Source organism: Paenibacillus sp. H1-7 (assembly GCF_022354825.1).
Lineage (GTDB): Bacteria > Bacillota > Bacilli > Paenibacillales > NBRC-103111 > Paenibacillus_S.
This window is the reverse complement of record NZ_CP031168.1, coordinates 4,827,176-4,849,990: the sequence shown is the minus strand read 5'-3', so window position 1 is coordinate 4,849,990 and position 22,815 is coordinate 4,827,176. Positions and strand designations below refer to the sequence as shown.

Annotated in this window: 22 protein-coding genes; 15 read left to right on the top strand and 7 right to left on the bottom strand. The window is 46.2% G+C overall.

Going from position 1 to position 22,815, the window contains the following annotated elements; all coding sequences use genetic code 11:
• Positions 1-183 precede the first annotated feature (183 nt).
• From DVH26_RS21455 to DVH26_RS21445, 3 genes are read left to right on the top strand one after another with little or no spacing between them, the layout of a single operon-like run.
• A complete protein-coding gene (locus tag DVH26_RS21455; protein ID WP_239625185.1) occupies positions 184-549 on the top strand; it encodes a DUF2089 domain-containing protein in 366 nt (121 codons plus the stop codon).
• A gap of 16 nt (positions 550-565) precedes the next feature.
• Entirely contained in the window at positions 566-997 is a 432-nt protein-coding gene (locus DVH26_RS21450; RefSeq protein ID WP_239625182.1) for a hypothetical protein, read from the top strand.
• Between the two features lie 6 nt (positions 998-1,003).
• Complete coding sequence (locus DVH26_RS21445) at positions 1,004-1,348, top strand: hypothetical protein (protein ID WP_239625179.1); 345 nt, start codon at positions 1,004-1,006, stop codon at positions 1,346-1,348.
• A gap of 207 nt (positions 1,349-1,555) precedes the next feature.
• Here the strand turns inward: DVH26_RS21445 and DVH26_RS21440 are convergent, their stop codons facing one another.
• The 4 genes from DVH26_RS21440 to DVH26_RS21425 form a co-directional block, all read right to left on the bottom strand.
• On the bottom strand, positions 1,556-2,638 hold the full coding sequence (locus DVH26_RS21440; RefSeq protein WP_239625176.1) for a stalk domain-containing protein: 1,083 nt from the start codon (positions 2,636-2,638) through the stop codon (positions 1,556-1,558).
• A gap of 260 nt (positions 2,639-2,898) precedes the next feature.
• Positions 2,899-3,645, bottom strand: a complete 747-nt coding sequence (locus DVH26_RS21435) for a hypothetical protein (protein WP_239625174.1) — start codon at positions 3,643-3,645, stop codon at positions 2,899-2,901.
• 20 nt (positions 3,646-3,665) lie between these two features.
• The gene (locus tag DVH26_RS21430; RefSeq protein ID WP_239625171.1) at positions 3,666-4,520 is read right to left on the bottom strand and encodes an alpha/beta fold hydrolase; all 855 of its coding nucleotides are present in this window, start codon (positions 4,518-4,520) and stop codon (positions 3,666-3,668) included.
• A 230-nt stretch (positions 4,521-4,750) separates the two neighbouring features.
• Positions 4,751-5,563: an AraC family transcriptional regulator gene (locus tag DVH26_RS21425; RefSeq protein ID WP_239625169.1), complete on the bottom strand. Its 813-nt coding sequence runs from the start codon at positions 5,561-5,563 to the stop codon at positions 4,751-4,753.
• 298 nt (positions 5,564-5,861) lie between these two features.
• Here DVH26_RS21425 and DVH26_RS21420 point away from each other — a divergent pair, with 298 nt between their 5' ends.
• The 5 genes from DVH26_RS21420 (at position 5,862) to DVH26_RS21400 (ending at position 12,865) form a co-directional block, all read left to right on the top strand.
• Complete coding sequence (locus tag DVH26_RS21420) at positions 5,862-6,836, top strand: zinc-dependent alcohol dehydrogenase (protein WP_239625166.1); 975 nt, start codon at positions 5,862-5,864, stop codon at positions 6,834-6,836.
• A 15-nt stretch (positions 6,837-6,851) separates the two neighbouring features.
• Positions 6,852-7,838, top strand: a complete 987-nt coding sequence (locus tag DVH26_RS21415) for an alcohol dehydrogenase catalytic domain-containing protein (RefSeq protein ID WP_239625164.1) — start codon at positions 6,852-6,854, stop codon at positions 7,836-7,838.
• A gap of 217 nt (positions 7,839-8,055) precedes the next feature.
• On the top strand, positions 8,056-9,015 hold the full coding sequence (locus DVH26_RS21410) for a glycoside hydrolase family 43 protein (RefSeq protein WP_239625161.1): 960 nt from the start codon (positions 8,056-8,058) through the stop codon (positions 9,013-9,015).
• 727 nt (positions 9,016-9,742) lie between these two features.
• Positions 9,743-11,047: an ABC transporter substrate-binding protein gene (locus DVH26_RS21405; RefSeq protein ID WP_239625158.1), complete on the top strand. Its 1,305-nt coding sequence runs from the start codon at positions 9,743-9,745 to the stop codon at positions 11,045-11,047.
• Positions 11,048-11,101: 54 nt separating this feature from the next.
• Positions 11,102-12,865, top strand: coding sequence for a glycoside hydrolase family 2 protein (locus tag DVH26_RS21400; protein ID WP_239625155.1), 1,764 nt, complete (start codon positions 11,102-11,104; stop codon positions 12,863-12,865).
• Between the two features lie 603 nt (positions 12,866-13,468).
• Here DVH26_RS21400 and DVH26_RS21395 read toward each other — a convergent pair.
• The gene (locus DVH26_RS21395) at positions 13,469-14,356 is read right to left on the bottom strand and encodes an AraC family transcriptional regulator (protein WP_239625153.1); all 888 of its coding nucleotides are present in this window, start codon (positions 14,354-14,356) and stop codon (positions 13,469-13,471) included.
• A 151-nt stretch (positions 14,357-14,507) separates the two neighbouring features.
• On the opposite strand from DVH26_RS21395, the gene DVH26_RS21390 reads away from it, so the two are divergent.
• The 4 genes from DVH26_RS21390 to DVH26_RS21375 all read left to right on the top strand — a co-directional run bounded on the left by DVH26_RS21390 (position 14,508) and on the right by DVH26_RS21375 (position 17,204).
• On the top strand, positions 14,508-15,416 hold the full coding sequence (locus tag DVH26_RS21390) for a DMT family transporter (protein ID WP_239625151.1): 909 nt from the start codon (positions 14,508-14,510) through the stop codon (positions 15,414-15,416).
• Positions 15,417-15,489: 73 nt separating this feature from the next.
• Positions 15,490-16,029: an RDD family protein gene (locus DVH26_RS21385; protein ID WP_239625149.1), complete on the top strand. Its 540-nt coding sequence runs from the start codon at positions 15,490-15,492 to the stop codon at positions 16,027-16,029.
• Positions 16,030-16,140: 111 nt separating this feature from the next.
• The gene (locus tag DVH26_RS21380) at positions 16,141-16,479 is read left to right on the top strand and encodes a MerR family transcriptional regulator (RefSeq protein ID WP_239625147.1); all 339 of its coding nucleotides are present in this window, start codon (positions 16,141-16,143) and stop codon (positions 16,477-16,479) included.
• Positions 16,476-17,204: an SDR family oxidoreductase gene (locus tag DVH26_RS21375; protein WP_239625144.1), complete on the top strand. Its 729-nt coding sequence runs from the start codon at positions 16,476-16,478 to the stop codon at positions 17,202-17,204. The genes DVH26_RS21380 and DVH26_RS21375 overlap by 4 nt, the downstream gene beginning before the upstream one ends.
• Before the next feature lie 109 nt (positions 17,205-17,313).
• On the opposite strand, the gene DVH26_RS21370 is transcribed toward DVH26_RS21375, so the two are convergent.
• The gene (locus DVH26_RS21370; protein WP_239625142.1) at positions 17,314-18,306 is read right to left on the bottom strand and encodes a Gfo/Idh/MocA family protein; all 993 of its coding nucleotides are present in this window, start codon (positions 18,304-18,306) and stop codon (positions 17,314-17,316) included.
• A 301-nt stretch (positions 18,307-18,607) separates the two neighbouring features.
• Between DVH26_RS21370 and DVH26_RS21365 the strand changes: the two genes are divergently transcribed.
• Together DVH26_RS21365 and DVH26_RS21360 are read left to right on the top strand one after the other, a co-directional pair.
• Positions 18,608-19,681 carry a DUF4037 domain-containing protein gene (locus DVH26_RS21365; RefSeq protein WP_239625140.1) on the top strand — a complete coding sequence of 358 codons (1,074 nt, stop codon included), beginning with the start codon at positions 18,608-18,610 and terminating at the stop codon, positions 19,679-19,681.
• A 124-nt stretch (positions 19,682-19,805) separates the two neighbouring features.
• Complete coding sequence (locus DVH26_RS21360; RefSeq protein ID WP_239625138.1) at positions 19,806-20,120, top strand: hypothetical protein; 315 nt, start codon at positions 19,806-19,808, stop codon at positions 20,118-20,120.
• 154 nt (positions 20,121-20,274) lie between these two features.
• On the opposite strand, the gene DVH26_RS21355 is transcribed toward DVH26_RS21360, so the two are convergent.
• Complete coding sequence (locus DVH26_RS21355) at positions 20,275-21,591, bottom strand: ABC transporter substrate-binding protein (RefSeq protein WP_239625136.1); 1,317 nt, start codon at positions 21,589-21,591, stop codon at positions 20,275-20,277.
• Positions 21,592-21,772: 181 nt separating this feature from the next.
• On the opposite strand from DVH26_RS21355, the gene DVH26_RS21350 reads away from it, so the two are divergent.
• A complete protein-coding gene (locus DVH26_RS21350) occupies positions 21,773-22,636 on the top strand; it encodes a helix-turn-helix domain-containing protein (protein WP_239625133.1) in 864 nt (287 codons plus the stop codon).
• Positions 22,637-22,815: the final 179 nt, after the last annotated feature.

Here is a 22,815-nt window from a genome sequence, read left to right as displayed (position 1 = left end):
TAGATGCGCTCTATTCAACTATCGTGTCCCAAACTGGCTACATCCCAATGGATTCGTTTAATAATCTTGAGCGAAACATCTAAAAATTAAAATAGTTAATAATGAAATTAATAATTATTAATTAATTGAATTTACAAATTGAATATATTGATTTATAATTTTTGAAAAAGGAAGGAGAAGAGTATGAAATATCCCATCATCACACAGTGTCCTGTATGCAACCATACGCTGCACGCCGTCAAGCTGGAATGCGGACATTGCCGAACGACGATTGAGAACAAGTTCGAATTATCAAAACTGGCTTTACTTTCGCCTGAACAGCTCCATTTTGTGATCACCTTCCTAGTGAACAGGGGCAACATTAAGGAAGTGGAGAAAGAGCTCGGCATATCTTACCCGACGGTACGCGGCAAGCTCAATGATATCATTACGGCTCTCGGTTACGATACACGGAAGAAGCCGGAAGTCGATGAGAAGAAGGTCATTTCCATGCTGGAGAATGGCGAAATCACCGCGGATGAAGCGGTCAAAATGTTGAAGGATGAATAACGAGGAGGAAGAAGCAATGAAAGAAGAAATCAGCAAAGTGCTGTCCATGATGCAGGAAGGCAAAATTGATTCAGGCAAGGCTTCAGAATTGATTGACGCTCTCAAGGAGAAGCAAACATCTTATACAACGCAAGCCATGCAGGTGCTGGGGAAACCAGACTATTCGAAGAAACTGTCATCGGCATCCGGCGGTTATTTAGACAAAACATTGAAAATATGCGTAACATCCCAAGAGAATGATAATGTCAACATCAATTTGCCGATTAAACTGGTGAAGGCTGTTCTCGGAGCGGGGCACAGCATCGCCTCGAATCTTCCTCAAGCTGCGAAATATGTGAAGGATATCGATATCGACCTGCTGATCGACGCTATCGAGAACGAGCTTGACGGGCAAATCATTGACATCCGCTCCAGTGAAGGGGATACCGTCACTGTAGTGGTTGAGTGATGGGTCATGATGATTGTGAGGGTTAAGAGCAAGGAGCATGCTTTTACGATTCCGGTCCCTTATGCCGTATTAAGCATGGGGAGCGCTATCCTTACTTCCAAATTAGTCCAGCGCATAATGAAGGATTGGCTGAACAAGCACGGTGGACGTGCGGGTGGGCACTCTAGCCGGGAGCATGCTTTCGATTCGGACAGCAGCCGGTTCGGGAATGAACTGTTGCTGTCGATTCTCGATAACCGAAGCACGAAGCAAGCGCTCAAGCAGCTCATCAAGGAGTTGCAGCGTTGCAAAGGAACGGTTCTGGTCGATGTCCAGGCTCAGGACGGCACGGAAGTGTTGATTAAATTGTAGGGGAAGCTTTCATTTGCAGAAAAGGTTCAGCTGAAAGACGGGAGGTCCATTATTACAGTGATGGAGATTGCCACGGTATTGAAAAGGAGCACACCGAATTATCGGAGGGTGGAACAATTCAATTGGTGAATTTTGATTGTACATCTGAAAAAGAAAAAAACCATGAAATTCAATTGTGGTTGAATTTCATGGCCGCTGAGCTATCGTTTATCTTCTAGCGTTGAAACCGATAAAAGCTTTCGTGTTAAAATCGAACACAGCTGTCAACGGTCCAAGCAGCTCGTCTTGGTCCGTGTTGTAAGTAACCGTCACGAAATTGCCGTTCGCTGCTTGAACGTCTGCGAGCAATTTCTTCTGCTCGTCTGTGGAAGCCAGGACGCCAACTTCTTTAGAGGAAACAATCTGGACAGCTGCTTCGTCTTGCTTAGTCGTAATATGGGCCGCTTGTTCCTTCACTTGCGACCATGCCAAGTTGCGATATTCCTGCGCTGTCTCCGGCGACATTTTCGGAGTACCCATACCAGGTGCTTGAGCCTGAACCACAAGGAGGAATACTGGGCTTTGTGGAGGGAGGCTTTTCGTTTCAAATGGACCGTAGTAGGCCTTTACTTTCGTGCCGGCTTTCAGATCCTCCCATTTCAAGGCTTCGCCTTGAGATGTCATAACTCGAGTTTCTTTACCGCCGTTAAGCACCAGACTATCGCCTAATTGAACTTGCCATCCATCATCCGTTTGTTTCACTTCTTTGATTGTATCTTCTTTAACCAAGCGATCTGCGTGAACGTTAATGCTCACAGCCTGCGCTTGACCCGGATAGCTCATCGCCATGGCTGGCCCGAACTCGGCGTCAATTTGAGTACCGGCTTTCAGATCGGCTGCAGTTAGCACTTTACCGTCTAGGCTTTTGATGACAGTCGATTTGTCCGCAGTCAAAATGACCCATGTGCTGCCAAGCAGCTCAATTCGGACACTACCGTCTTCCTTAGCCTGAACGTTCACAATCACACCAGATGCACGCATCAAGTCAGCCGCCTCATTCAGTTCAATCTCTTTGTTCGCTTCATCGTAATTTACCGTATAACCAAGCTTAGCCGCAGCGTCACGTACTGGAATATATGCTTTTCCATCGATATAGACAGGCGTAAGCGAGCTGTCTTGTCCTTTTACAATAATCTTTACATCTTTTTGTAAGTAACCAGTAACCTTTTCTACCAGATCTTCCGCTCCAACTACAGCCGTCGTCCCAAGAATTCCAGCCAAAGTTAATAATACAGTTAGTTTCTGCTTCATATCATTAAGCTCCTTCTGATGTTTGTAATTTGGCATCAATCATTTTGACAATACAACAGACGGAGGTCAGTTCGAATAGGTTGCAGTTGTCCAAAATTATGTTTGGAAGCTATGGGGTAACTCCTATTGATTTGTGGCATTGAATCTAAACATGTGGAGATGGAGGACTTTTTGTTATTAATTAAAATAATGCTCAGATACCAAAAGATGAGTAAGGGTGAGCGCAAGTATGCCACATGCGCCCGCATATACTGTCAACATTAAGGCTCTGATCGCGAGCCATACACCATGGTCCAGATCGGCACCTGATCACCCGGGATAGCCACATTGTACACGTTCCCTTCCCAAGGTGTGCCGCAGATGTGCAGATAGGCGTAAGGTGTGCCATCGAACATCACCCAGGCACCTGCATCTCGGACTGTATTGGGCAGGCCGCTCCTATTGGCGTCAAAAGGCCAAATGATCATCCAGTGCGGACCAATCGGGATTGCCGGACTTGTTCTATCGAACGGATCGGTGTTGCTATGCTGCGTAGCTCCACACAGCATATAGATGATGCCTGGAGCCGTATTCGTGGGCTGCGGTTTCTTGGCCATGATGTCCATCATCCATTGCAAGCCCATGGGATCGGCACACATAGGGGGATTGCCGATCTGATTCTCATCTCCAGGGAAGCAGATCCAATGGTTGGTGCCATGACGTAGGATCGTAAGCTTTCCATCTGCCCCCATTTCTGCAACGGTTGCCTCTTTGGTGATGTGTCGTGGACCGGACTGCATCGCCCTTGCAATCTTAATGCCTAGGATTTGTTCCAACTTCGATGTAGGGACCGACTGCCCAGGTGGCATCATTGCAATCGCGCTGTTGCTGTAAGCTCCAGAAGCCCCTCCTTTGTTTGAGGAATCGGGTGTAGAGCTAATCATTATTTTCTTTCCTGATTCAGTCTGGGGCGCCACTTCGGATGAATTTTTCTTTACTTTAGGTGCAGTTGATTTTCGCTTTGCCATTTACTTTTTCCTCCTTACTATTAACAAACCCGCGCAAAGAAGCTCTTGATCAAATCCGATACATGCGGGCTTTGTTCCTCCAGCACGAAGTGCCCGCCGCACAGAAAACAGGTTTCGATATATTTTAAATGTCTGCTGAAGGCAAGAGCCCCCTCCAACGTAAAGATAAAATCGTTTTTGCCCCAGGCGACCAGCGTCGGGGGCTGATAGATTCGCATATATTGCTGCCAGACTGGATATTGCTCTACGTTCTTCCGGTAATCGTAGCCTAGCGCCAGCTGAATTTCCCCATTGCCAGGGCGATCTAGGAAGAACTGGTCCATCGAATATCCGTCGGGACTAACCAGGTAGGGGTTGCATACTCCCGTTAAATATTGCTTTTTCGTAAATTCGAAGGAGGTCAGCGTGGAAAATGCCGCTACTGTCTTCGGGTTCGGGTCCGCCCACAGTGCTTTAAAGAGGTCGAATGGCTGTCCAAGCCCTTTAACGTCGGCAACGGCATTCTGAATGACGAATCCGAGAATCCGGTTCGGATGGCGAACGGCCAGCCTAAATCCGATCGGCCCTCCATAATCATGGACGTACAAGAAATAACGAGGAATACAGAGCCTGTCGAGAAGCTTCTCGATGACGAGGGAAAGATTCTCGAAGGTGTAGGAAAATTCTTTCGTGGAAGGCATGCTGCTATTCCCGAATCCGGGGTAATCGGGAGCGATGACGTGAAACCAGTCCGCCAGCAAAGGAATTAAATCCCTGAACATATGGGAAGAGCTCGGAAAACCATGAAGTAGGACCATGGTCGGACAACTCGGATGCCCCGCCTCGCGAAAAAAGATATCCAACCCGTCGATGTTCACTTTTTTATATAGAACCAATTTTCCTTGCCCCCATTCGCAGCAATCTCACCCTAGCATAAGAAATATGTAAAGGATGTACCTTTAAGAACCTGTTTGCCGCACCGATGCATGGCCGAAGAAGCCTTGCGCATATCAACCGCTAAGGCTTTTTTTTATCACAAACTAACCGGACGATATCCTCGCTTAACGGATAATTTGAAAAATGATTCTCACTCATTGCTAACGTCATCTACTTACTACTATCTAAATCAAACATTGCGTCGCAGCCGTTTTCTCCATAGGGAAGGGCTTTCCCCCAGCTTTTTCTTAAACGATTGGCTGAAATAATGAATGCTTTGAAAACCGCAGCATAAAGCGATCTCCTCTACAGACAGCCCGGTTGTCGATAAATAGCAGGCGGCAGCATTCAATCGGAGCGATTGCAAATACTGGGCGGGGGTGATGCCATTGATTTTTTTAAAAATCCGGATCAGGTACGATGGATTAAAATGAGTGAGCTCAACCATTGTTTTTAAGGAAATAGGCTTGGCGTATTCGGTCTCCATATAACGCATTAAAAATATTACCGATTCATGAGCTGTCGACGGCTCTGATAAAGCAGGTGTTTCCCGATTCCCGGCAGCCTTAATCATGATGAGCAGCTTATGAATATCGAGCACGGCCAGCTCTTTATAGTAGTCGGAGGTTTCGATTTTACCGGATAGGATGGTCGCAGTCAGCAGGCTCAGAGTGACCCCGTAAGCCGGTTCTTCGATGGTAACCAGAGCTACAGCAGCTTGTTGCCGGTTCCACGTGATGCAGGTATCCAATGACGGAAACAGACTAGGGTCCTTCATTTCCAATTCAATAAACCAGAAGCTGCAGTTCTCGGATAAAGCAGCGACCTGGTGCGGGGTATCGGGATAGATAATAACCAGTGAATGAGGATGAAATGAGTAGCTTTCGCCCATCCATTGAAGACACAGTTCTCCGGATAGGACATATAAAATTTCAAAGTAGGGATGAATTCCCCCCATGATTTTCTCCGATTTCGGGTATACATGACGACAGGTCCGGATCATGCGTTAACCTCCCCTGTGGTATTTTGCAAACGATAGATCAAGAGGAAAACCCCAAAAGTCAATTTTTATTAAATTTACCGAAGTGCTCCCTGCATCCCAGCCTGCTGCTGTGCAGTTATGCGATGGTGTCGATCTGTTAAATGCAACAATCTTAATAAATACAAATCTTTTGTGCTCGGGTAACATGGTACATAGAAGAAATCGCTTCCAAGCTTATTATAACAAAAATGAATTTCAATGCTCCGGTCAGCGTCAGTCAGTCGGAAAATCTTTCAAATAATCTTAGGGATGTGATCGTATGAGTATGAAAGCATTGCAAATTGTTGACAAGGAAACGACGGAGCTCGTTCGGATGCCCATACCGGAGCCCGGTCCCGGACAGGTGCTGGTCAAAGTCACGGCAGTTACAACCTGTCCGCAGTGGGATTTGCACATCTATTACGGGAAACCCATGTTTACCCACCAAGCTTACGTTCCGTTTCCTTACCCTCCGGGACAGCCGGGACATGAGATGACGGGAACCGTGGCCAAGCTAGGAGAGGGCTGCACCCAATTCGAGCCCGGTCAAACTGTAAGTGCGTGGAAAGACCCCGGTCATAATCAGCTGGGCTGCTATGCCGAGTATGTAGTCATTGATGAAAATTTTTTGCTGGCTGTTCCGAAGGAGCTGCATTATACGCAGGTGGCCTCGCTGGAGCTCGCTATGTGCGTAGGTGCCAGCGTGATGAAGCTGAAGCGGGCGGTAGGCATAGAGGGCAGACGGTGTGCGGTCAACGGTTTGGGACCGGCCGGATTGATTGCGCTCCAGATGCTTTTGGCTGAAGGGGCGGCCGCAGTGACCGGGATCGACCCCAACCCGGAGAGGCGTCAAATAGCCCGGCAGCTTGGGGCCGATCAAGCTTATGAGCCCGGTGCGCCTGAGGTGGCGCCGCGGGGGAGCGAGAGCGCATTCGATATCGCGATCGATTGTGTCGGTTACCCAGAGGCGGTCCGGTATATCATGGATCATACCACGGAAGCGGTTGCTCTGTTTGCCGTGCAGCGGGACGATTATATACTCAACCATAAGAGCCTGACGGTAATCGGTTACCCGGGTCATCACCGTGAAGCGGCGGAATATGCGCTGGAATTGATTGCAGCCAACCGGCTCAATCTGGCTCCACTGGTTTCTGTGGAGCTTCCATTGGAGGCATACACACAGGCGGTGGATCTGCTGCGAAGCCAGAAGGCGGTCAAAGTGTGTTTCGTGCCTGGTATTAGTCAAGCTGATTAAAGTGAGGCGATAGATATGAAAGGAAATGCAGTAGTATTTACGGACCGTTTGCAGGTTGAATACCAGACCGTGGACATTCCGGAGCCGGGAGAGCAGGATGTCGTGGTGCAGGTGCTGCATTCGTGGATCAGTATCGGAACGGAGTCTTCCTATCTTAGAGGGGAGCGGATTTCCGGGGAAACATCCTATCAGGAAGGCGATCCTTGGCCGTTTCCGATTGCTGCTGGCTATCAGAAGGTCGGCATTGTCCAATCAGTAGGCAATGCTGTCCATCATCTGCGCAAAGGAGATCGCGTCTTCGTCTCGGCAAGTCGAATTTCCGGGATGTTTTCCCCGTCCGGCGGCCACATTAATCCGGCGATAGCGGATAAGAGTCAGGTGTGGAAGCTGCCCGAGGACGTCTCGGAGGTCGCCTATTCCGGTATGGTGCTGACTCAGGTAGGGTATAACTGCGGGACAAGGGCGCCAATTGGTCAAGGAGAACGCGTTGTCGTAATCGGTGATGGGCTGGTTGGGCATTGGTCGGCACAAACCCTATTGCACCGGGGCGCAGACGTGATCCTTCTCGGCAGACATCCGGACCGTATGGCTTATGCCGATGAACGGATTCGGCGGGTCGATACGACGGGTGGCACGGATCTAGATGAAGCGCTCGGTTCCTTGGGAGCCATCTCCGTCGTGGTGGACACCGTTGGCTCGATGAAAACCGTGGAACAGCTCATGCCGCTAATGAGCCGGGATAGTCATATCGTTTCTGCAGGGTTTCTGGGAACTTCAGGCATTGTCGACATCCAGAAGCTCAGGCCCAAAGAAATTACCCTGCATACCCCGTCCGGCTGGACGACTCCGCGAATGAATGAAACACTTATAGGGATTCATGAGGGCTGGCTGAAGACGGAGGAACTAATAACCCACCGATTCCCGATCGACCAGGCGGCTGAGGCGTGGCGCACGATCCTAAATAACAAACAGGCCTGTCTCGGCGTTGTATTGGATTGGTGAAACAAGCTAAGTAATGCTGTATCATAATTTTATGTCTTTAAAAGAATGGCCCGACATCGTTATATAGTCGGGCCATTCATACTTCGTGCCGGCAGCCGAAAGCGGGTTGTTATTCGTTGTTTTCTAAATGATAGGCGATCACATCATCATTTGGTATGATAGGTTAGATTATGTTTTCATTATTTACCAATGCAATCCGTAGGGGAGGAGCTTCATTATGACTAGAACGTTCCGCAATCCGTTAGTGGAAAAAGGCGCGGATCCGTGGATATACCGGCATACGGACGGGTTTTATTATTTTACGGTGACGCGGGGCAACCGGATCGATATTTGGAAATCAGCTACCATCAGCGGGATTGCCGATAAAACACCGCAAACCGTATGGCAGGCTCCTGAAACCGGACCGAACTGCAAAAACATATGGGCGCCGGAAATTCACTTCATCCAGGGGAAATGGTACATCTACTATACGGCCAATGACGGCCAAGGCGGCAAGCCGGGCGACCAGACGCGGCGGTGCTATGTGCTGGAGAACGCGTCGGTCGATCCGCTTAGCGGCGAATGGGTGGACAAGGGGCAGATCCGCACGGCGATCGCCGGACTGGACGGTACGGTGCTGCAGCACCGGGACGAGCTGTATTTTGTCTATTCCGGGTATGGGAGTTTTCCGGATTACGGGTCAGCGCTCTATATGGTGAAAATGAGCGATCCTTGGACAACGATTGGCGATGAAGTGCTGCTGTCCGCGCCTACAGAGGCTTGGGAGAAGCAGGGCGGCATGGCGATTAACGAAGGACCGATATTCCTAAGGCGGAATGGTAAGCTGTTCCTCATTTTTTCGGCAAGCGCATGCTGGTCGGACGACTATGCGCTCGGGATGCTGACCGCTTCCGAGACGGACGACGTAATGAACCCAGCCAGCTGGATCAAGCACGATGGTCCCGTCTTCGCCAAAAGTGTGGAGAACAAAGCCTTCGGCCCAGGGCATAACGGCTTCACCGTATCGCCGGACGGCACCGAAGACTGGATCCTCTATCACGCGATTCCGGAATCGAACGGCGGGGCGAGTCTGCGATGCGCCTGCGCGCAGAAGTTCGGATGGCATGCCGACGGCACGCCTGACTTCGGTATCCCGGCGCCCATCGGCAGTGATATCCCGGTGCCTTCAGGGGAATGAAAGGGTTGAGGCGGAGCCCTATTAAAAACGCCACGTCATCCAAAATCACGACGTTTTTCAAGAGGCAGAAGTAGTCGACGATGCGACCTAATACGCTGCTTGGGAGCATGCTTATCATCAATATCTAAATGTCTGACGACATAAAAGTACGGACATAACTGGCCTCGAAAAAGCTTGAGAAATCAAGCTTTTTTTGTTTTTTTCAGGTAGACAGCAAATCCGGTTTGGCTGCCACTTCAGCATATTCCTCTTTCTCATGGTCACGTCTAGCATGCTCCTAACTCAGCTCGAAAGTATAACCATTTAATTAACTAATTAACATTTTGATTGACATAAGAGCAAAGGGAATCTATTATATTAACCAGGATGCAATAAAGATAATTTTAAAATTAACTAGAAGAGGGGAAGTGCGGACATGGCTCAAGAAATGAGACAGGAGTATCTTCGCATGCAGATGTTAGAGTAGTGGCTGATAGTTAGCAGTTATCAGTCAGATGAAGAATAGAGGGGCAGGTGATAGGGGGGATTAATCGAATTGAGATTCTTTCGCAACCCAAGCTAACGAAGCGGAAATTATGAAAACGGTTTCTGTTTCCGGTGTGTTGACATGGATGCACCACTTCCGCAAGCACGCAATTGGTAGTTGGTTTAATGGATGAGTATTTCACCGCGCTGTGTCATATAGAGTTAATTCTAGAAAGATACACTGAACATGGAGGGATCTAATTTGAAAAGGAAATTAGTACTAACGGCCACAGTCTTAGCGCTGCTCCTGAATATCGGCTGCCAAAGTCAAAAAGAGTCTGGCGGAAAAAGCACGGATATATCCGAAGTCAGTACGGAACCCGTTACTTTAAAGTTAATGGTTGCCCATGGCTTTTTCGCGCAAGAAGATTTTGAGTCCTATTTTGTTGAGCAGATTAAAAAGAAATATCCGCATATCACATTGGAAATGGTTAGCGGCAAGCTGCAGGATATGATAACTTCGGGTGAGGTGCCCGATATTTTAATCGGCGGGTTACCTGGGATTACTGCTTTACAGGAATTGCAAATCATTGAGGATCTAAATCCATATATCAAAAAATTCGGAATGGACCTGTCCAAGTTTGATCCGGTCTCGATTGAATCCATCAAGAAGTTTGGAGCAAAAGGTGAAATGGTTGCGCTACCATTTCGAATGAACATCCCTGCTCTCTTCTATAACAAAGACATATTTGATCGATTCGGAATCGCTTATCCTAAGGAAGGCATGACATGGGATGAGACAATCGATTTGGCGCGCAAGCTGACACGTAATGACGGGGGTGTTCAGTATTTGGGGCTTTACGCGGGTGGGGTGGACCGCTTTGCAATGGGGCTTACATTACCTTATGTGAATAAGCAGACGAACGAAGCCGTATTGACAACGGATAGCTGGGCCAAGGTACTGAATCTGCACAAAATGATGTATGACATTCCGGGATATGTAACGGACGGTAAACTTACAAGCAACTCGCACACCGTGTTTGTTAAAGACCAAAAAGTTGCTATGGCCGGCTATTGGGGTACAGATGTCATCGGTGAAATCGATAAACTGACAAGGAGCGGTCAGGAGATTCATTGGGATATGGTAACGCTCCCCACGTTTGAGAAGGGCAAGGGCAATGCGTGGCAGGCGGAAACGCATAATATGTTTGTGACCACGACAAGTAAACATAAGGACCAAGCTTTTCAAGTATTGTCCTATGTCGCCGGAGAAGAGGTACAGAAGATAATCAATAAGAGCGGAAGAATACCGATTCTGAAGAAAACGGAAGAATTGAAGAAAGAGTTTGGCGCTGACTTGGAGTTCCTGAAGGGGAAAAATACGAATGCGTTCTTCACCCTCCAGCAGGGAGTACATGAACATACGAAATTTGATACGAAAGGCAGAAGCTTAATTGTAGAAGCGGGCAATGAGATGATATTGAAAGGGAGCGATGTGAATACCGCTCTGCGGAATGCGCAGGAAAAACTAAACCTGTATATCAAGGAACAAGCAGCCGCCCAATAATTGTTCGTTGTGTCGGTAACCAAAATAGTGAATCAAAAGGAGAGCGGATCGATCATGAGCAGCACGCACAAGTATTTGAAGGACTATCCCCGGCCGCAATGGGTGCGCGACGAATGGCAATTGTTGAACGGAGAGTGGAGCTTCCGCTTTGATGATTCGTTCGAAGGCGAGCGGAACAAGTGGTACAGTAAGCTTGATACGGACCAGACGATTCAAGTTCCGTTCACGTACGAGACGAAGGCAAGCGGCATCGGTGAAGAGAAGTTTCATCCATGCGTCTGGTACGAACGGAATGTATCTATACCGGTAGAAATGGAAGACAAGCACGTGATTCTCCATTTCCAAGCCGTTGATTATTTAGCCAAGCTATGGGTGAACGGCGTTTATATCGGCTCGCACGAAGGCGGATATTCCGCGTTTTCGTTTGATATTACGGACGCTGTACAGCTTGGCGGAGACAACCGTATCACGGTCCGGGTCGAGGATAGCAACAGCACGATGCAGCCGCGAGGCAAGCAGCGCTGGATCGATAAAAACTACGGTTGCTGGTACGTTCAGACAACGGGTATCTGGCAGTCCGTATGGTTGGAATATGTCGATGCTCTCCATGTAAGCAGAGCGAAGATTACCCCGAATCTGGCCGAAGCGTCGGTTTCCTTCGAATACGAGCTAGGAAGCACCGTTCGTTCCTTTGACGGCTTGACGCTGCAGACCATGATTCAATTCGACGGGAAGCTGATCCGTTCTACTGAAACGAATGTAGACCGGACACTCCTGAAGGTGGATTTAAGCGTCATGAACGATGTCGGCGAATGGAAGGTTCACACCTGGCATCCGAATCATCCGAATTTGTACGATGTGAAGGTTATTCTTAAAAAAGATGGTCAGCCGATTGATACCGTGCATACCTATTTCGGTATGCGCCGCATTCAAATCAAAGGTGATCGCATCTTGCTCAACAACCACCCCATTTATCAGCGTCTTCTGCTCGATCAAGGATATTGGGAAGATACGCATCTGACGCCTCCTTCTGAAGAAGCAATCATTGAAGATATCGAGAAAACGTTGGCGCTCGGCTTTAACGGCGTGCGCAAGCATCAGAAGCTGGAGGATCCAAGATTCTTGTACTGGGCGGACCGAAAGGGATTGCTCGTCTGGTCGGAAATTGCGGCCACGTATGAGTTCGGGGATGACGCGGTACAACGGTTCACGAAAGAGTGGATGGAAGTTGTTCGTCAGCATTACAACCATCCGAGCATTGTTACATGGGTTCCGTTTAATGAATCATGGGGCATCGGAAACGTCGCAAGGGACCGGAGGCAACAACAGTTCACCGAATCGATCTATAATTTGACCAAGTCGTATGACCAAATGAGGCCTGTCATCGTTAACGATGGTTGGGAGCACACCGTTTCGGATATCATTACACTGCATGACTACGAGGAGTTCGGCGCAGCATTGGAAGCTAGGTATAAGGATAAGGACGTGCTGCTCAGCAACGAGGTTTGTCATGATAAACACCGATTCCCGTTCGCCGATGGATACACCTATAATGGCCAGCCGGTAATCATCAGTGAATATGGCGGTATCGCATTCAAGAGCGAGGAAGGCTGGGGCTACGGCAACCAGGTGAAGAACGAAGAAGAGTTCTTGGCGCGTTATGAGGGAATCACCCAAGCAATCAAAAATTTGGATTACGTCAGCGGCTTCTGCTACACGCAGTTGACCGACGTACAGCAGGAGGTTAATGGCTTACTCACTATTAATCGGGAACCGAAGATTGATATGGAGAAAATTAGAATAATCAATTTGAAGTAGCTTGCTATAAGCATGAAAAGCCTCCAAGCCATGAGCGGTTATGGGGGCTGTTCGTCTTTATGAAGATGTACAACTGTACTTACGGATTGCTCCATAGGCGACAGCAGATGCAGATCCGGCGGTAATTTTATGTAAATAGTTGTTGGGTCGACAATAATAGTCATCATTTGCTCCACATTTCTGAAGCAATCGACATTGTATTTCGAGTATTATCACTAATAATGAAACACATTATTAGTGTAAAGGGTTGAACAAATATATGGGGATAAAGGGGAGTATTTTAAAGCATAAGATTGATTTTGATAACGCGCGATATTTTCGATTTCTTGTAGCTGTATGGCAGAATGGTAGAATCATTGACCATGGAGGTGTTATTGAATCTCATTCGGAGGATGCCGTAATCATAAATGGCGGTAAGTACTTAAAAACTAATTGTGACTTCAAGGTTCGTTAAGATAAAATAGGAAACTAATACGCGGCTGCCGGCATCGATCGGCAGCCGCGTTGCACTAACAAACGGAGAACCGTACGATCCCCCTTGGATCACTAGACAGAGCAACGAGAAATTAATTAATAAAGCAAGACACTTTTGAGCGGGCCTTTTTATTTATTATTCCTAATTTTACGGAATTCCTTAGGTGTAATGTCACGTTGCTTTTTAAATGCTTGAATAAAATGATTTACACGATTGAAACCAACTCTCTGGGCAATTTCGGTAATCGTATATTCCGTAGATTCTAACAGCTCGCAGCTCTTTTTAATACGGTACTTAACTAAGTAATAGTATGGAGTCATATGAATGCTTTTTTTAAAGCTGCGGGTGCACTCCGAAACACTCAAATGTGCTACGTCAGCAATTTCCTTCAACGTTATGTTATCGGTATAGTTCTGGTGGATAAAGCTAAGCATCAGCTGCAGTCTCTCTTGTTGAAGTCTGTTGTATTTAGATGATTCCTCGGAAGATAAGGAAATATTAGATATGAGAAGCAACCACAATTGAACCGTCTTGATGGAAATCTCATACTGCCATCCCCAGGTTTTTTTTACTTCAAATTCCTTCTTCATTTCCCAAAGTGTTTGCAGGATTTGTTTTTGCCATTCCGTATCTCCTTTCATTTCTAGTGATAATAAAAAAGAATTGGTAAAAGGAAGTACATAGTTTTTTTCCATGGCACTATCTGAATAAAAGGCAAGCAGCTTCTCCGGAAAATTAAAGCTCACATATTCACCATCATGAGTTAGATGCGTAACAACGTGAAGGACACTCTTATTGATAAAAACGGCTTGTCCCGATTCTAAATCATAATCGATTCCGTTGATTTGTATCGTCAGTTTCCCTTTGGTCACCAAAGTGATTTGTAATTCTTCGTGCCAATGCAGATCGTTAACGCCTCTGCCTACAGGAATAGATCCATGATTAGTATGAGTGTACATGATATATGGAAAAGCCTCGTCAGGATACTGAATGGCTTCGTGCAATTGTTTTTTCAAAAGTAACAGGCTCCTTTATTTGACGATAATTCGATATAAATTAAAGATATAGTTGCACAATGTAGACGTTGATGATGATATTATTATATCCAGCTTCGACATATCATTACAATTCTGTGCACAGGTAATTGTATAACCGCTTGGAGGAACGATGGCTAAATTAAATAAGGCGTCTATACTTTCTCATCCGTTTATTTTGTTATGTATCAGTATATTGTCCGTTTCTATGTCTTCCATCATGATAAAATTTTCAGATACACCTACTTCCGTGGCCGGTATGTACAGATTGTTTATTTCGGTTATCATCATGCTCGTTTTTGTACCTTGGAAGATGCTACGCTCTTTAAAGATGGATATAAAAGATTGGAGTACCGTTCTTTTAGCCGGTCTTTTTCTGGGGCTGCACTTTTTATTCTGGATGGAATCATTAGTGTATACCTCAGTTGCAAGCTCGATGGTCATCTTGTCGTTACAGCCGCTATTTGTAATGATCGGTTCCTACTTTTTGTTCAAGGAACAAGTCAGTCTGCTCACCGTTTTTTGCTTGATCGTTGCTCTATTGGGGTCAATCCTTATAGCCTGGGGAGACATAGTGGTTTCGAAAGAAGCGCTGATTGGAGACGGTTTATCGTTACTAGGCACATTCTTCGTTTCTGCCTATCTATTGGCGGGACAGAAAGTAAGCCGTAAAATCGATGCAAATGTGTACAGCATCTTCGTTTTTTTAATTGGCGGCACCGTTATGCTCATCTATAATCTGATAAATCATTACTCTTTCATTGAATACCATTCATCCGACTGGACTTACTTTTTGCTGCTAGCAGTCATCCCGACTATATTCGGACAGTATATATTTAATCTATTATTAAAATCAATTGGAGCAACAACGGTCTCCGTCGGTATTATTGGAGAACCTGTACTTGCCATTATTCTTGCGTACTTATTATTAGGAGAAACCATATCCTTGTTTCAGTTCTTAGGCGGTATAATGACTTTATTCGGTATGGGAATGTATTTTTGGTCAAAATCTTTAAAGTTCAACGTGCAAAATGACAACTGATTAGTTATGAATCCAGTATAGTTGGACAGAGGAAGGATTAGTTTAACAACAGAGATGAGGTCTGGAGGCTAAAATGGTACGAAGCCATGAACATCTAAAAAGTGTATCGGTCAGCACCCGCTTATACGCCTTTTTATGGGATTATATTATTATTCTGGGTTATCTCTTCCTGCTGACCGGAGTATCTTTTTTATTCAACCCGTTACTCATTCCTCTATTTACGGCAAGCCCTTTGTCAGCAGAGGTCACAGGATTTGTATTGATAACGTTGCCTGTATTTCTTTATTTTGCAATAAGTGAAGGGTCTAAATCTCAAGCGACATGGGGAAAACGAAAAATGGGAATTCTGGTTGCGGACATGCGAGGTCAACCCATCGGACTTGGAAACTCTCTTTTGCGCTCTGCCGTGAAATTCTTCCCATGGGAGCTTGCCCATTTTACCATATGGCATATCGTCATCCCAACCGGGTATTCGGATACTGTCATTTATTCATTATTTTCCATTGTTTATGGTCTGGGATTTATTTATTTGATAAGCCCGTTAATGAATAAGAATAGACGTACTTTGTATGACTTTATTGCTGGGAGCGTTATCAGATATAAGGATTCATAACCACACTACTATTGACCTTCACATGATGTGATGGTTTAGAATGACTATAAAATCAATATGGGAGTGATCATTATACATATTAGTGAGCTGTCAAAAAGGACAGGCGTGAGTATGCGTTCTTTGAGATATTACGAAGAGAGGAAATTATTAATTCCCACTCGCCTGGAGAATGGGTATCGGGATTATGCTGAATCGGATATTGAAAAAGTCCAATTTATCCAACTTTACTTTAGCCTTGGACTCAGGGCGAAAGAAATCATGGATTTCTTTGACTGCTTATTCCAAAACGGAGAGAAACAACAATGCCTCCCTAATGCTATAGAAATCGGTGAAAGAAAATTAGCTGAAATGAAAAGTCAAATCGAGCTTTTACGCAAAGCCGAGTCTCAATTAGAAGACAGTTTATTTAGGTGGAAACAATTGATCAGCCGAACGGAGGAACCAACATGAATAAAGTTAACCCACGAATTGCATTAGTTACTGGAGGGAACCGAGGAATCGGAATGGAAATCGCTCGCCAGCTTTCCTTGAAAGGCATAAACGTATTGATCGGATGCCGGAATGAAGATAAGGGAAGAAATGCGGTAGAACAATTGAGCAAGAGCGGGGTGTCGGTTGAGTTAGAAGTAGTAGATGTGAGTAGTCACGACAGCATTCTCCAAATGATGAAGCGTGTGAAAGAAAAATACGGCCGTCTTGATATCCTTGTGAATAATGCAGGGGTCATTCTCGATAGAGGAACTTCCATCTTAAACGTTAAGGAAAGCGTAATGAAAAAAACATTTGAGACCAATTACTTTGGAGTTCTGAATCTAATTCAGGCTGTCGTACCATTGATGATTGAACATCATTTTGGACGAATTGTTAATGTATCGTCGGGATTGGGAGCTTTTCAAGTTCATCAAGGCTTGCTAGATTTAAAGGGAAGCTCATCCGCTTATCGCATCTCAAAAACGATGATCAATGCATTAACCTGTTTAGTAGCACACGATGTGGCAGACAAGGGTATAAAAGTGAATGCGGCTTGTCCTGGCAGTGTACAGACGGATATGGGAGGGGCAGATGCTCCCCTTACTGTCGCAGAAGGAGCAGATACTGCCGTTTGGCTAGCTACACTCGATGAACACGGTCCTAATGGTGGTTTTTTTCGGGAACGTATGAAAGCTGAGTGGTAACATCGCTTTATACCAGTACTTGGCCAAATAAACAAGACAAATGCTCAGAATGAAAACCCTCTAACACGTCAGAGCATGAGGTGTTTAGAGGGTTTGTATGTATCCGGATTTAAATCCGGACTATTTGACTACCGTTAGCCGCACTTTCCCAAGCTGCTTCAGTCAAACGCGCGATGTTTAAACCGCAGCTCGCCGGTGCAGCCGCTTCGGTGACTTTACCAAGGAGCAGATCAACAAAATCCCGGTTGGGATCACTGGACGCCGGCAGCTCGTTAGCAGGCACCTCAACGGCTTCTCTTTGTCCTTCCTTAGCGACCAATATTCGATTGTTGCGATATAAGACGGTCCCTTTCTCCCCGAGAAAGGAGACATCTTCACACCAGCTGATGCTAGCGCTTCCGACGATGTTAAATGTAGCAATAGCGCCTTCCCGGAAGCGGACGGTTACAGCCGAGTCAATATCCACTTGAGATCCGCGGTTGTGAATAAAAGCAGACACGCTTTCCGGTTCAAGAGCTGTCGCCCACAAAACAATATCGAGCAAATGGCTGCCCGAATCGTTTAATTGACCTCCGCAGGAGAGAGCCGGATTTTGCCTCCAAGTACCCGTTGTGCCCATGAGCCAGCTCTGTGCCTGATAGGCGCATATATAATTGATTTTTCCTAATTCTCCACTCTGGATAAGGTTTCGAATGTATATATACGGGCCAGCCAAGTGACGTTGGTAGGCGACAGCAAGATGTTTGTTCACTGTTTCCGCATGTTCGATAATGCGCTCTGCATTTTTGGATCCGGCTACGAACGGCTTCTCCATCAATACGTGCAGTCCTCCGTTCAAGCAGGCCATTCCTTGGTCAAAATGCATGCTGTGCGGCGAGACGATTACAGCCGCATCGGCGTTCGCCCGCTCAATCGCTTCCTGATAATCCGTATAGACGGGAACATCCGCCAATCCAGGAAAACGCTTCTTCGTTTCTTCTACCGCCGCTGCAGACGGATCCGCGAGCCCAACGATTTCTGCTTCGGGTATTTGTAATAGCCGACGTATATGCTCTCTACCCATGCCACCGACACCTATCATAATAAACCGGACAGTTTCCATGTTTATTGCCTCCTCAAGGATTTGAAAGAGATTGCAATTCAACATATGGTACAAGGATACAAAATATTCCTAATTATCCGATGTATATGAGGACCACGGATTCCGTACAAACCCTGGGGTGAATTAATGGGGAATAGGAAATGTTCAAAACTTTTGCTTTGTCTTTAGTGTATAACGTTTTAGAATAATTTGTAGCATTGTTGTATAACCAGGATCCATTTGGCTGGCAAGGGTGTGTACAGGGGCATGCTCTCCGACCTGTTCGCTTGATGTCAGCCTCTAATAGAGAGGAGACTCATCCATGAATGACCATATTCCTGGAGTCCAGTTAAGCCGCTGTTTCCATGAAAATTATATCGAGCCACGTCTTTCTTCGAGGATACCGGCGCTTTCGTTCGCTTCTGCGCTAATCGGTCCCGGCAGCGAAGTGCTTGGATTTGATACACCGATGTCCCGAGACCACGACTGGGGACCACGTGTGCTGATCTTTATACGTGAGTCTGACATATCACAGCGGGAAGCTATTGTTGCAGCTCTTCAACACGAAGCTCCAGCGTCGTTTTTAGGTTATTCTGTCGATATCGGAAAAACGATCGTTACAACCGTACCCGCTTATTTGGGCAGTCGACTCGGTATCAAACTCATCGGAAAGTTCGAAGGTTTGGATCTGATTGACTGGCTGACGATCCCTTCGCAGACATTGGCGGAGCTAACCAGCGGAGCCGTCTACCGGGACGATATCGGCGAGTTGACGGTCGCTCGGGAAGGGCTGCGTTTTTATCCGCAGGATGTATGGCTGTTCCTCATGGCATCAGTATGGAACCGGATCGGACAAGAAGAGCATTTGATGCCGCGAGCAGGCTTCGTGGGAGATGAGCTTGGGTCAGGACTAATCGCATCCCGTTTAATACGAGATATCATGTATTTATGTTTCCTAATAGAGCGGCGTTACGCCCCTTATCCCAAATGGTTCGGAACAGCTTTTCGACAGCTCGCTTGTGCGCCCGAAATGATGCCCCACCTGATAGCGGGACAACATGCAAAAGAGTGGAAAGAACGTGAGCAAGCGTTGGCGCATGCTTATCGGATTGTCTCACGGATGCATAACGAATTGCAGCTGACCGATACGCTTGAGGAGGAGACGAAGCTTTTCTTCGAACGACCGTTTACAGTAATCGGCGGCGACCGATTTGCGAAAGCATTAATGAGTAAGGTCGAAAACCCTACGCTGCGCAAACTTGCCGTCTTTCGGTTCGGCGGCATCGATCAAATAAGCGACAACACTGATTTTCGCGCGATACAGCAACGTTTTCAATCTCTTTCTGGACAGAACAGCCCGCTACGCTCGTTTTTCGAACGCTTGGCGCAAGAGTGATCCATGAGGGATGCAGTTGGCAACCTGATAATGGGGCGCTAGAGGCGGTCTCTAAAGTATAAAAGCTTATAGATGAAGGAATAATGTAAGCTGATTATGGCAGCGAAAGAGGAGGGAAACCTTAATGTTCGATTTATCAAAGCTTGAGCATATTCATGCGGATATCCAAGCGGTGCACGAAATCGTCTCATCGTTTAAAGCTCGCATTGACGGTAAACAAATTGGAATTCGAATTCTAAGAAACCGGATGGACAATTACTTTTTTGAGCTCAGCCACTATTATCGGGGAGCGGACCAGGCTGACCCGGAGTTTTCCGAGGAAAACCGCTTTTCTACTGTAGAAGCTGCGGTAGAAGGGGCCCTTCGATCGGCAACGATGTTCTACAGGAGTACCGACGAAGGAGGGGCCTGGGTAACCAACGACTCCTACATTCATTAATAGCATTAGTGCGCTTAGATCAGGACCTCATTCGGTCCTTCTAAGCTTTTTTATTTTCACAAAGATTCTCACAAGGTTCGAGATTCATACTTAAACTAGAAAAAATCCCCGGGAAATGTTCCCGAGGATAGGAAGCGCGGGTAGTCGCGCTCGATTAGCTTCCGGTTTGCGAACGAACGTAATTATTAATTTCCTCCTCGGCTTCACGAAGCGCCGTATTCGTATCTTTTGCTCCGTCAACATATTGCCTGAAGTGACTTTCCAGAATACTTACAGCTTTGGAATAGTAGATGGATAGCCTTGGCGCAGACGCAGGCTTACTCTTGAAGATCCCCTCCAGATGTTTTCCTTTCAAAATAGGCATATCCGCACCGTAAGCCTGCTGGAATTTCGGATCGTTCAGCAGCGAAATGCGCCCGGTCTTTTTCGTAGCGATCATTTGCACTTCATCCGAGAACAGAACTTCGAGTACTTTCATCGCCTCTTCTTTGTGTTGGCTTGTTTTGCTGATAGACATGATATGTAAGTCGTACATCCCGGCAACATTAGGTTTATCCTTGTAGCTCGGATACTGGACAACATCCCAATTGTATTCGGGGACTTGCGCGATGTAAGGGAACATATTGACGGTTGCGGTCATGGCGACGGTTTTGTCTTTGATAAAAGAGTCATATGTGCTGGTTCCCCATTTAGGCGGTTTGTTCTCTGGTAAAGCGTATACGTCCTTGCCCAATTCAAACAGCTTTTTATAAGTTTCGTAGTTAGCGCTTATGGTTGTTTTATGGGTATTGGCGTCCACTATATTTAAGGACAAAGGAAAACTCATTCTTTGAATGCTTTCTGGATCCAGTCCACGATAAGCAACGCCGTTTTCCGTCCTTGTTAACTTTTTGGACAGCTGGATCACATCTTCCCAGGTCATGCCGTCCTTCGGATATTCGACTCCGAATTTATCAAAAATGTCCTTATTGTAGTAAAGAGCGTTAAACTGCCGGTTGTAAGGCAGGCCGTACAGCGTCCCGTCGTTGGAAATGTTTTTGATGGTTTCGAGCGCTTGCTGGTCGAACCGGCTTAGGTCAAAACTATTTGCTTTCGCCAGCGGCGTCAGATCCTCGAATACTTTCAGGTCCATTGCCGCAGACATGCTGCCGTTCCAGGTTGTGATCAGATCCAACTGACTTCCTGAAGCTACATGATTTTGCAAATCATTTTTGGTCCTGTCTATCAACTCAACGGTAATATAAGGATATTTTCGGTGGAGCGGTTCATTAATCATAAGCTCTAAGTCTTCCGGTGTGATCATTTGGCCCGGGTGCAGCTTTAACGTCACAGGTTCATGATGTTCTTCGGTTTTCCCTGCACTGGGGACCGGAGAAGCGCCGGAATCCGAGCTGCCTGAGCTGCAACCCGCCAACAGACTAGTTACAAGAACAACCGATAATGCAGGTCCCACTTTCAACTTCGCTATCATTCGCTTCAAATCCCTTCAATCAAGTTTTACAAAACTTTAATAAAGTGGAGAAAATTGCAGTGAAGTTTAAAGATTTCCATTATGTATTGTGTTGTACAAATTGAATATTATAATAGATTCATATGGACCTCAATGGTAATGAATTATCATGAATAGGTAAAAAATTGCAAGGGGATGCGATATGAGCGTTTACGGTTTTCAATTCAAAGACGGTCCGTCTACTGCATTTTCTGAAATCGTTTATGTAGGCTGGGAAAAGCGGAATAGGATCTACGATTGGGATGGGCTACAGAGGGCTACCAACAATCAATGCATTTTCCAATATACGCTTGCCGGAAGGGGGGAAATTCGCATCGGGACCCAAACATACCCGCTCGAACAACATTCTGCCTTTCTAGTCGTAACTGGAACCGACCACCGATATTACCTTCCTAAAGACAGCGAATTTTGGGAATTTATCTTTATTACCTTAATTGGGCCGGAATCCTTGGAATGCTGGTCCACTGTTCAAAATCATTCTGGCCCCGTGGTTCGTTTTTCACCCGATTCGCCGGTGATTCGCACACTGGAACACGTTTACCTAGAAGCGAGCAAAAAGCACATCACCAATGGCTACAAAGCATCGGGATTAGCAGCCCAGTTTGTAATGGAGGTTTACCAGTCCATTAAGTATAATCAGGCTTCGCCGGATACTTGGCCCGAAGCTGTTATAAAAGCGCTAAAGCTGATTCATGAGAATTACGCTGTCATCAACAGCATTGAGGAACTAAGCTTGTCGCTTGGTATCTCGAAGTACAAATTCTCGAGATTGTTTCACGCAACATGCGGTATGACCGCTATGCAGTATTTAACAAAAATCCGCATAGAAAAAGCGATGGAGCTGCTTCGCCAAACCAAACTCAATTTGGGTGAAATTGCACGGCGTACCGGGTATTCGGACGAGAATTACTTTAATAAAGTGTTCCGCAAGTCGACAGGTATATCCCCAGGCAAATTTCGCTCAAGCAAACAGACGATACGTGTCGATCATATTTCGTTCAATTAAAGAGCAGCATTTTGCATATGCTGTGAATATTAGGCAATTCATACAGCCGAAAAGCATTTTTAGGTATAACGGGTTGTCTGCTCAGTGCTGATAATAATTTTTCTGATTCTAAGGGAGACAGTTACGCTTACCTACAATCATTAAAGGGAAGGGCAGAATATTGCTGGAAAAAATGACAA